A 9,680-nucleotide genomic window follows, 5' to 3' on the forward strand; every position below is an offset into this window, starting at 1 on the left:
GGGGGGGGGGGGGGGCGCGCGGGGGCCCCACCCCCGCCGGGGGGGCGCGGGCCCCCCGCGGCCGGGTGGCCGCGGAGGACAAGGTGCGCCGCAGCTCCATGTACCGACGTCTGGACGGGCAGCGGCAGCGGGTGCCCCGCCGTCCGTTCCGGCTCGCCCGGCGCACCATGTCCAACGCCTGGCGGCACCGGGTACTGGGTCTGGCGGCCGAGGCCGGCTTCTGGCAGCTGCTCTCGCTGCCACCCCTGCTGCTGTCGTTGCTCGGCGCCCTTGGCTATGTGGCCGAGGCGATCGGCCACAACTCCCTCGCCAGCATCCGCACCAGCATCCTCAGCGGTGCCGGCGACCTGCTCACCGAGTCCGTCGTCGACGAGGCGGTGCGCCCCACCGTCGACGAGGTGCTCTCCCGCGGCCGCCCGGATGTGATCTCCATCGGCTTCGTGCTGTCGTTGTGGACCGGTTCGACCGCCATGGCGACCTTCGTCAACACCATCACCATCGCCTACGGTCAGCGGGACCTGCGATCGGCGGTCCGCAGCCGGCTGGTGGCGCTGGGCCTGTTCATCGCACAGGTGACCAGCGGCGTGATAATCCTTCCGGCGCTGGTGCTCGGCCCGGAGATCATCTCCCACATCCTCGACGCCGAGCGGCACCCGGTCGTCGACCGCCTGCTGACCCTGCTGTTCTGGCCGGTGGTGGGTCTGGTCGCGCTGACCATGCTCACCTCGCTCTACCAACTGTCCCTGCCGGTGCGTCGCCGCTGGTGGCGAGCTCTGCCCGGAGCGTCCCTGGCACTGGTGTGCTGGCTGGTCGGCAGCTACCTGCTTCGGCTGTACCTGGAGTTCGTGTTCAGCCACGAGCTGGTGTACAGCTCGCTCGGTTCGCCGGTGGCGGCGCTGCTGTTCTTCTACATCACCGCCCTGGCCGTCCTGCTCGGCGCCGAGCTCAACGCCGCGCTGGACGAACGCCGCCGGCTCGAGGCCATCCCCGACCCCGACGCCGGCCCGGATGCCGACCCGGGCACCGGGTCCGGGCCGTCCGAACCGCCGATGGCGATCGGACCGACCCTTCCGTAACGATCAGTAGGTGCAGCCACCTGGTGCGGCACCGGCCGCCGGAGCGTCCGCGGCCACCACGGAGGCCGCGAGCGGACGCGTCCAGCCGACGGGCACGGCCGTGCGCGACCCCGTTCCCACGGCAGCCCCACCGGAACCGCCAGCCCCGGAACCACCGGGGACGACCGACAGTGCTCCCGTTGCGCCCTGTTCGGATGTCGAGCCACCGAAGGGCTTCAGAAACGTGGCGAGCGTGGCCGGATCGGGCAGCAGCACGCTCTGCCCCGCCCGGGTGGACGCCACCGCCGGCACTGTCGCGAAGACCACGCCACCGGAGCCGATGGACTGCATCCGCAGCGCCAGCAGGCGCAGATCCGCCAGCGACGTCCCGTCATCGAGGGTGAGCGCCGCGGTCGCCGCGTCCACCACGTTGATCATCCGGGACGGGTTGAGCAGCGTGTCACTGGACGAGATCCGCTTGAAGATCACGCCGAGGAACTGCTGCTGGCGACGAATCCGGTCGAGGTCGCTTTCCGGCAGGCCGTAGCGCTGTCGGACGAAGGCGAGCGCCTGGGCGCCGTCCAGCCGGTTCTCGCCGACCTGGCCGGAGAAGCCGGAGAAGCGGTCGTGCAGGTTGTCGAAGCCGCGGGCCTTCAACTCGTTCGGGAGCTCCCTGATACAGACGGTGACGCCACCCAGTGCGTCGGTCATGCCCTGAAAGCCAACGAAGTCGATCTGGACGTAGTGGTTGACCCGAATCCCGGTCAGCGTCTCGATCGTCGACACCAGCAGGGACGGCCCGCCATAGGAGAAGGCCGCGTTCAGCTTGGAGCGCTGCGCCGCGTGGTCGGTGCCGCGGGCGTCGGTGTACGCGGGGATGGTCACCCACAGGTCGCGCGGGAAGGAGATGAGCGTCGTGGAACCGTTCGCGTCCAGATGCGCGAGGATCGTCGTGTCCGAACGCTGACCGTCGGTCTGGCCGAAGGCTCCGTTCGTGCCGGCCCGTGAGTCGGACCCCACCAGCAGGATGTTCTGCGTTCCGCCGCCTGCCGGTGACGGACGGTCGACACCGGAACCAAAGCGCAGCGCCACGTGGCTCACCCGGCCGTCGTAGTGGCGCAGCACCGACCACCCGGCGGTCGCCAACACCAGCACCACCATGGCCATCGCCGCGGCGACAACGGTGACGACGCGGCGCACGCCGTCCAACCGCTGGGCGGGTTCGGCGGCGGGTTCGGGTTCACGCGTTCCGGGCCGGTCGACGACGGGCCGGTCGATCCTGGTCGGCGGGATCGCGCCGACCTGCCGGCTGGCGGGATACCGGTCGCCGTCGCCGACACGGCCATCCCAGCCGCGCTGGCCACCGCGGCCGTCCCGGTCGCCGCGCGCATCCGGGTACCGCCGGGTGGGCGGGCCGGCGGCCGGCGGGCGGCGTTGTGGCTGCCGCCCCGCGGGCCAGTTCTCGGCGGGCGGAACCCGGCGGGGGTCGCGTCCCCGCGGGGTGCGGGGGTCGCGTCCCCGCGGGGTGCGGGGAGCACGGTCACGCGCCCCGGGATCCCGGGGCGCCCCACCCCTGGGATCGGGCGCACCTCGGCCCGGGCGATCCCCTCGATCGGGCTCGGGCGGGTCATCCCGATCCGGCCGATGCGGAGGCCAGGTCATGGCTGCGTTTCCTCCCTCGCCGACCGGGCCTGCTCAGCTGAGCCGGTGGCCATCCGTACCGGTGCGGGCGGCGCCGGCACGGGCACCGACACCCTCGGTGCTGCGCTCGTTCGGCGGTGCCGGACCACGTACCAAGCGGCAGCGGACGAACGGAACACTCCAGGACACCTTCTCACCGATCCCGCGGCCAGGACACCATGTCCGCTGGGCCCGCCTGTCGCCTGACCGACGCAGGTGTGTCCGCCAGGCCAGATCGGCAACCTCCGGACCATCGCCCACGATCGGGCGGCGCTCTCCCACCACCAGCCCACGGCAACGGGAACCGCGTATGCGCGGCGATGGGACGATTCGTACCGAAAATGCAGCACCCTGCCATCCGGGGCGCGTCGACAGTTCCGACAACTAATATCGAGGACCAGATTTTCGCGGCACACCGGAACATCGTCCGCGCCGGAAGCCCACCCGTCCTCCCCCACCGCACCCACACCACACCCCACGGACACCAGTCAACAATTGGCGACAGATAGTAACGAGATGAGAGATTGCTCTGATCTCCGACAACCCGCCGCAGGTCCGTGTCCACCAACCCGTGGTCGCCGACCGAATTGTGTGCCCTCGCGAGCCAGGAAGTGCGGCCACCACGATCGCCGTGCACGTGAGCAGCCCCACTACCCAGGTAAGAGGAGCACTACCCCGGGAAGCCGCACCGCCCTACCGTTATCCGTATGAGTGGCCAGCCTGACGAAAGCACACCGGCGCAGCGCGGCACGGGGGTACCCGAGGCCGCCCCGACCGGACGTGACGAGAACACCAGCACCGCCAACGGAGCGGATTCGACATCATCTCCTGGCACCGGCCAGCCGGCCGTGGATCGCGATTGGGTGCCCGGCACCGGGCGGGAACCCGGTCAGGTCAGCCACGATGAGGAACCGCATGCGGCGTTCCAGCGATTTATGGCGACCAGCTGGGCCCCCCAGGACAACGCTCTGCCATCCCGCGATGACTGCGCTCCCTACGCGGCGAAACGCCGTGCCTTGTTGGGCACCTGGTTCCCGGCGGATGCGCTGGTGGTACCGACCGGCGGCCTGCGTGTCCGGGCAAACGACACGGATTATCCTTTCCGTCCGGGAAGCGACTTCTTCTGGCTGACAGGTTGTCATGAACCGGACGCGGTACTGGTTCTGCTACCGAACGCGGCCGGCGACCACCAGACGACGCTGTATGTCCCCGGCCGGTCGGACCGCTCCAGCTCCGCGTTCTACGCCGATCGCCGTTACGGCGAACTGTGGGTCGGGGCCCGGCCAGGGGTGCGCGAGACCCAGGCGGCCTTGGAGATCGAATGCCGGCCCCTGTCCGAACTCGGCGACGTCCTTGCCCGGCTGGCACCACGAAACACCAGGGTGTTGCGGGGAATCGACCCGCTCGTCGATCGCTCGGTACTGCGCTGGTCGGCGGACGGCTCGTCGGTCGATCGCGATGCCCAGCTCGCCCAGGTGCTTTCCGAGCTTCGTCTGGTCAAGGACGACTTCGAGCTCCTGGCCCTCGACGACGCCGTCGCGGCCACGGTGCGCGGCTTCACCGAGTGCGTGGGAGAAATCGGCCATGCGATGACGCTGCCAAACGGGGAACGCTGGCTGGAGGGCACCTTCTGGCGCCGGGCCCGCGTGGATGGCAACGACGTCGGATACGGCTCGATCGTCGCGTGCGGACATCATGCGACAACGCTGCACTGGGTCCGCGACGACGGACCGGTGCGGGCCGGTGAACTGGCCCTGCTGGACATGGGGGTGGAGGGGCGTTCCCTCTACACCGCCGACGTCACCCGTACGCTGCCGATCACCGGCCGGTTCACGCCCGTGCAGCGCAGGGTCTACGACGTCGTACTACGCGCGCAGCAGGCCGGGATCGAGGCGGTCCGGCCCGGGGCGTCGTTCCTGGATCCGCACCGGGCGGCTATGCGGGTCATCGCCACGGCACTCGAGGACTGGGGGCTGCTGCCGGGTGGGGCGCAGGCGTCGCTGTCCGACGATCCGCGGGCGCCGGGGGCCGGTCTGCACCGGCGGTACACCCTGCATTCCACCTCGCACATGCTGGGGCTGGACGTCCATGACTGCGCCCAGGCACGTGATGAGGCCTACCGGGAGGGGACGCTGGCCGCCGGGATGGTGCTCACCGTGGAGCCCGGCCTGTACTTCCAGCCGGACGATCTGACGGTCCCACCCGAGCTGCGTGGCATCGGGGTGCGTATAGAAGACGACATCCTGGTCACCGGCCATGGAAGCCGGAACATGTCGACCGCGCTTCCGCGAACAGCGGAAGAGGTCGAAAACTGGATGGGTCAGCACCTGCCGAACTGACGGAACGAACAGAGCCGGCGACAGCCCGCGTCAACCACCCGGGCGGCGGCACATTTTCCTGCCACACCGGCCGTTCCTGCCACACCGGTCGAGCCGGTGTGGCAGGAACACACCCTGGAAAACCTGACTGGCAGGTCCAGGGCCAGCGAGGCGCGCGACCCGCGGTCGAATACCGCGGGCGCGACGGGTACTACGAGGTCCACTGCTTCGAGCCTCGACCCGGAAAAGTGGGCAAGGCCGGGATCAGTGAGCCTTGTCGTACGCCTCGACGATGTTGGAGGCGATACGGCCACGGTCACTCACCGTGTATCCGTTGCTGCGCGCCCACTCACGAATGTCAGCGGTGCGGTCGGTTCCACCGGTACGCCGCGAAGCGGTACGCACGCCACGGCGGGTGCCCGCCGCGCGACCGCCGGAACGGCGTGCCGCGGTGACGAACGGAGCCAGGGACTCGCGCAACTTCGTCGCGTTCTTCTCCGACAGGTCGATCTCATACTGCGCACCGTCGAGTCCGAAGCGGACAGTCTCGTCGGCCTCTTCTCCACTGAGATCGTCAATCAACGAGACGATGGTCTTCTGAGCCATGCCACTCTCCTTCAGGTCAGCGAACCGCAGAACTCACGCGTCTAGTATTACCACGAGAACACCAGGAACTGTCACGCGTGGATGGACGGAGTCGCGAACTCGGGCCACCGAACACCAAGACACGGTCTTGCGCTCGGCGGTGTGGCGCTCGGAGTGCGCAACCCAAAGCCGGGCGCCAACGCCGGCCCGATAGGAAGTGATCATGTTCTGCGAATCACACCTTCCGCGCCGAAACGCGGACCGCAAGCGGACAGTTGGGCGACCGTCGACCGCCCGGCGAGCATGCCCGCCGACCTTGGGACACCGATCGTGTTCGTCTACCGACTCCCCGGACGATTGCCAGGCAATCGACGGCCATGAGCCGGTCGGTACTTTGGGGCGCCGGCGCCGGGAGGGGAACCGACCGGTACGAATGCCTTTGGAGATCGGCGCGGTGGATGAGTACGCCTGATTCCGGCGCGGACCCTATGCCTGCGCGCACGGAGGAGTACCCACGGACGTGGGTGTTGGACGCCGCGAACGTGATTGGCGCGGGCGCCGATGGCTGGTGGCGCGACCGGCCAGGTGCCGCCCGGCGGCTGCTGGCCGCCATTTCGGCGTGGATCGACAGCCCGCCCGGCGGGAGCGGATCGCCGCGGGTGCTTCCCACCCGGATCGTCGTTGTTCTGGAGGGCGCGGCCCGCGCCGGCCACCCGGCCGGTCCGGTCACCCGATCCACCGGCCCGGGCGACGCCAGCACCGGAAGTGACGTGACAGGTAGTGCGGACGTGACAGGTGGTGTGGACGTGACAGGTGGTGTGGACGTGACAGGTGGTGTGGTGGGGGCCGGCGGGAAATCCCCGACGGCTCCCGGGGCACGACCGATCCTCGAGGTCGTCCACGCGTCCGGTCACGGGGATGATGCCATCGTGGCCGCCGCCCGCGAGGCCGGCCCGGAGGTCCTGGTGACCACGTCCGACCGTGCCCTCGCCGAGCGGGTGCGGGCGTTCGGCGCCCGGACCCACGGTGCGCGGTGGCTACGCGACACGATCGGCCTGTGAACAGATCAGTCAGGACATATCAGGATTCTGACGGTCCCGGCGGACAGCGCCCGCGAGTTCACCGGGTATTCGCGACGGCCGGCCACGGAGCCCTGTACGACGTTCAACGCCGCGGGGAGCGCTACAAACCCTGGTATCGGTCAACTGGTGGCCATACGGCCTTGCTGGAGGCCTTTACCGCCATGGGAGCCGACGACTTCGGCAGGGGTGCGACCGGGCGGCTTCTGATCACCCGTGGTCAACCGGGTGTCCCGTCACGGTGATACCCGAGACATCGGGGCGGTCCCGCCGCCAGCCGCGCCGGCACCGAGCGGCGGCCACGGCGGTTCCCAGCCGGTGACGGCGCGATTCCCGGACGGCGACGGCACCACCGCGAGACGGTGCCGGCCCGGCTTCAGGGCCGCCGCAGGGCGGCTTCGGGTGGGGACCCGCAACGGCCTTCGGGGTGGGGACCGAGCGGCTCTCAGACGGCGGCGGAGACGGCTCGCCGACGCGACGGTGGGCCAGCCGTCAACCGGGCGGAATAACGCCCGGCGGCCACGGAGACGTCCAGGGGAATGCCGAAGCAGTCCGACAGTCGTGCCGCGGTGAGCACCTCGGCCACCGGCCCGGCGGCCCGGACCTGGCCGCCGCGGACCAGCAGGGCATGCGTGACCCCCACCGGAATCTCCTCGACGTGGTGGCTGACGAGCACCGAGACCGGGGCGGCGGGATCGGCGGCGAAACGGGTCAGCCGGCGCAGCAGCGCCTCCCGAGCACCGAGGTCGAGCCCGGAGGCCGGCTCGTCCAGCAGAAGCAGTTCGGGATCGGTCATCAGGGACCGGGCGATCAGCACCCGCTTGCGTTCGCCCTCGGACAGCGTGCCGAACCGCCGATCGCGTAGTTCCCGGCAACCGAACTGGGTGAGCAGCGTCGCGGCCCGGTCGAGATCGACCTGGTCGTACTCCTCATCGGCGCGGCCGAGCACCGACCAGCCCGCCGTGACCACCGCGTCGAGCACCCGCTCCTCGCGTGGAGGCGTCTCGACCAGCGCCGGACTCACCACACCGACCCGATAACGCAGGTCGAGCAGGTTCACGGTGCCCAGGCGGTGGCCGAACAGCTCCACCGAACCGGCGGTGGGAAAAAGCCGCCCGGAGGCGATCTGCAGCAGCGTTGTCTTGCCCGCCCCGTTGGGCCCGAGCACGACCCAACGTTGCCCGGCCGACACCTCCCAGCTCACGTCCCGCAGCAGGAAAGCCCCGTCGCGCACGACGTTGACGTGGTCAAGGCGCAGCACCGCGTCCGACATGACCCTCACGTTACGCGACCCGCTCCACCCCGCGGCGGCAGGTCAGCCCCGACCCCGCCACACCGGCCCGCGACCCCCGATCGGACCACCTGCCCGCGCCCGACCGGGCCGCCCAGCCAGGCTGTCAGCCGACTGCCGGGTCGACGAGATCGATCTCCGCCCACACCACCTTGCCGTCTGCGATCGGTCGCACGCCATGGCGCACGGCGAGCCGGGAGACCAGGTCAAGCCCGCGTCCGGCCTCGTCGTCGACGGCGGCGAGGCGCCGCCGGGGCAGCCGCCCACCGCCGTCCGCGACCTCGACGACCGCGCGCGACCCGAGCATCCGCAGCCGCACGCTCAGCGGCGGTCGACCGTGGCGAACCGCGTTGCTGGCCAGCTCCGAGAGCACCAGCACGACGACGTCCACGAGCTCCCGGTCGAGCCGGGACTCCTCCAGTGTCAGCCGGGCCTGGGCGCGAACGGCACGTAGCCCGTCCGGACCATCCACGTTGACGTCGAGCAGGGTGGGTCCGGCCACCGGGTCGGCGGTCAGCCGGGCGAACAGCAGCGCCACACCCGGATCGTCCGGCGCCGGCTGGCCACCGCGCCCCAGGCCAGCGCAGGCCGACTCGACCAGTGCGGCCAGCGCCATGTCGGCGCCATCACCCATGCGGGCCAGTACCGCGGCCAGATCCGACACCCCGGCGTCGGCGTCGCGTCCGCCCGCGCGGACCAGTCCGTCGGTGAACAGCGCGAGCAGATAGCCCTGGCCCAGTCGCACGGTGTACTCGGTGGGGTCGGCCGACACCCCGCTCTCGGCGCGAGCCGCGCCCAGCGGCCCACCGACGGCCATGTACAGCCGCGAGACCAGGCCGTCGGGTGCCACGACCAGCGGCGGCGGATGCCCCGCGCTGGCCAGTGTCAACACGCCCGTGTCCACCTCGGCGATCGCGTACAGGCAGGTGGCGGACTGCGCGTCCGGCGCGTCGGCGACCACCGCGTGCAGCAGGGCCAGCACCTCGCCTGGAGGAAGATCCAGCCGGGCGCCGGCCCGGGCGGCGGCTCGCAGCTGGCCCATCGTGGCGGTGGCCGCCACGCCCTGGCCGCGGGCCTCCCCGATGACCAGCGCGACCCGGCCGGCACCCAGATCGATCACGTCGGACCACTCGCCGCCGGCGTCGCCGTCCCCGCCGCCGGCCAGGTAGCGGGCCGCGACCTGCAACCCGGCGGGGTCGTTCGGGTGACCACCGCGCAGGGTGTCGCGCAGGCGGGCGGCGCCGCCGATCGCGGCCCGGTCACGCCCGAGGCGTTCCAGGGCCACGCCGGCGCGGGCCGCGAGCTCGCCGAGGAAGGCCAGGTCATCGTCGGTGTAGGGGGGTTGGGCCGCGGTGCGGGTGAGGGTGATGACCGCCGCGGTCCCCACCTGACCCGGCACCGCCAGTGCGACGGTGGTGTGCGCGTCGATCTGGCGCAGCCAGCGGGCCGTGTCGGCCGGTGGCTCCCAGTCGTCGGTGGCGTGGGTGACGATCCGTCCGGTGGCGGTCGCGGCGACCTCCCCCAGCGGGTGGGACGTCACGGCGAGCGCCGCCGTCCAGGCCGCCCGGGCCGCGTCGGCGCCCGCGCCCCCGCCGCGCGGCCCCCCCCCCCCCCCCCCCCCCCGGGGCCCCCCCCCCCCCCCCCCCCCCCCCCCCCCCCGGGGGCGTATACA

General features: G+C 71.5%; 7 protein-coding genes. 3 read left to right on the forward strand and 4 right to left on the reverse strand.

Annotated features, from left to right (window positions below; translation table 11 throughout):
* Positions 1-1,076 (forward strand): YihY/virulence factor BrkB family protein (locus tag MXD61_RS09805; RefSeq protein WP_248812521.1); only part of this gene is annotated, 1,076 nt, incomplete at its 5' end.
* Positions 1,077-1,079: 3 nt separating this feature from the next.
* On the opposite strand, the gene MXD61_RS09810 is transcribed toward MXD61_RS09805, so the two are convergent.
* Positions 1,080-2,717 carry an LCP family protein gene (locus MXD61_RS09810; RefSeq protein ID WP_248812522.1) on the reverse strand — a complete coding sequence of 546 codons (1,638 nt, stop codon included), beginning with the start codon at positions 2,715-2,717 and terminating at the stop codon, positions 1,080-1,082.
* Positions 2,718-3,442: 725 nt separating this feature from the next.
* Here MXD61_RS09810 and MXD61_RS09815 point away from each other — a divergent pair.
* Positions 3,443-5,074, forward strand: coding sequence for an aminopeptidase P family protein (locus tag MXD61_RS09815; RefSeq protein WP_248812523.1), 1,632 nt, complete (start codon positions 3,443-3,445; stop codon positions 5,072-5,074).
* A gap of 243 nt (positions 5,075-5,317) precedes the next feature.
* Here MXD61_RS09815 and MXD61_RS09820 read toward each other — a convergent pair whose 3' ends face one another.
* Positions 5,318-5,659, reverse strand: a complete 342-nt coding sequence (locus tag MXD61_RS09820; RefSeq protein ID WP_163547432.1) for an Lsr2 family protein — start codon at positions 5,657-5,659, stop codon at positions 5,318-5,320.
* A gap of 467 nt (positions 5,660-6,126) precedes the next feature.
* On the opposite strand from MXD61_RS09820, the gene MXD61_RS09825 reads away from it, so the two are divergent.
* Positions 6,127-6,699 (forward strand): hypothetical protein, encoded by a 573-nt coding sequence (locus MXD61_RS09825; RefSeq protein ID WP_248812524.1) that lies wholly within the window; start codon positions 6,127-6,129, stop codon positions 6,697-6,699.
* A 463-nt stretch (positions 6,700-7,162) separates the two neighbouring features.
* Here MXD61_RS09825 and MXD61_RS09830 read toward each other — a convergent pair whose 3' ends face one another.
* Together MXD61_RS09830 and MXD61_RS09835 are read right to left on the reverse strand one after the other, a co-directional pair.
* Entirely contained in the window at positions 7,163-7,990 is an 828-nt protein-coding gene (locus MXD61_RS09830; protein WP_248812525.1) for an ABC transporter ATP-binding protein, read from the reverse strand.
* A gap of 124 nt (positions 7,991-8,114) precedes the next feature.
* Positions 8,115-9,680, reverse strand: a 1,566-nt coding sequence (locus tag MXD61_RS09835; protein ID WP_285223212.1) for a serine/threonine-protein phosphatase, incomplete at its 5' end; no start/stop codon positions are given.

It is taken from the genome of Frankia sp. AgPm24 (assembly GCF_023243055.1).
GTDB lineage: Bacteria > Actinomycetota > Actinomycetes > Frankiales > Frankiaceae > Frankia > Frankia umida.

Bases quoted from the DNA above. Each gene is read 5' to 3' on its own strand.
- MXD61_RS09810 (WP_248812522.1), bottom strand. From the start codon at position 2,717: ATGACCTGGCCTCCGCATCGGCCGGATCGGGATGACCCGCCCGAGCCC.
- MXD61_RS09820 (WP_163547432.1), bottom strand. From the start codon at position 5,659: ATGGCTCAGAAGACCATCGTCTCGTTGATTGACGATCTCAGTGGAGAA.
- MXD61_RS09825 (WP_248812524.1), top strand. From the start codon at position 6,127: ATGCCTGCGCGCACGGAGGAGTACCCACGGACGTGGGTGTTGGACGCC.
- MXD61_RS09815 (WP_248812523.1), top strand. From the start codon at position 3,443: ATGAGTGGCCAGCCTGACGAAAGCACACCGGCGCAGCGCGGCACGGGG.
- MXD61_RS09830 (WP_248812525.1), bottom strand. From the start codon at position 7,990: ATGTCGGACGCGGTGCTGCGCCTTGACCACGTCAACGTCGTGCGCGAC.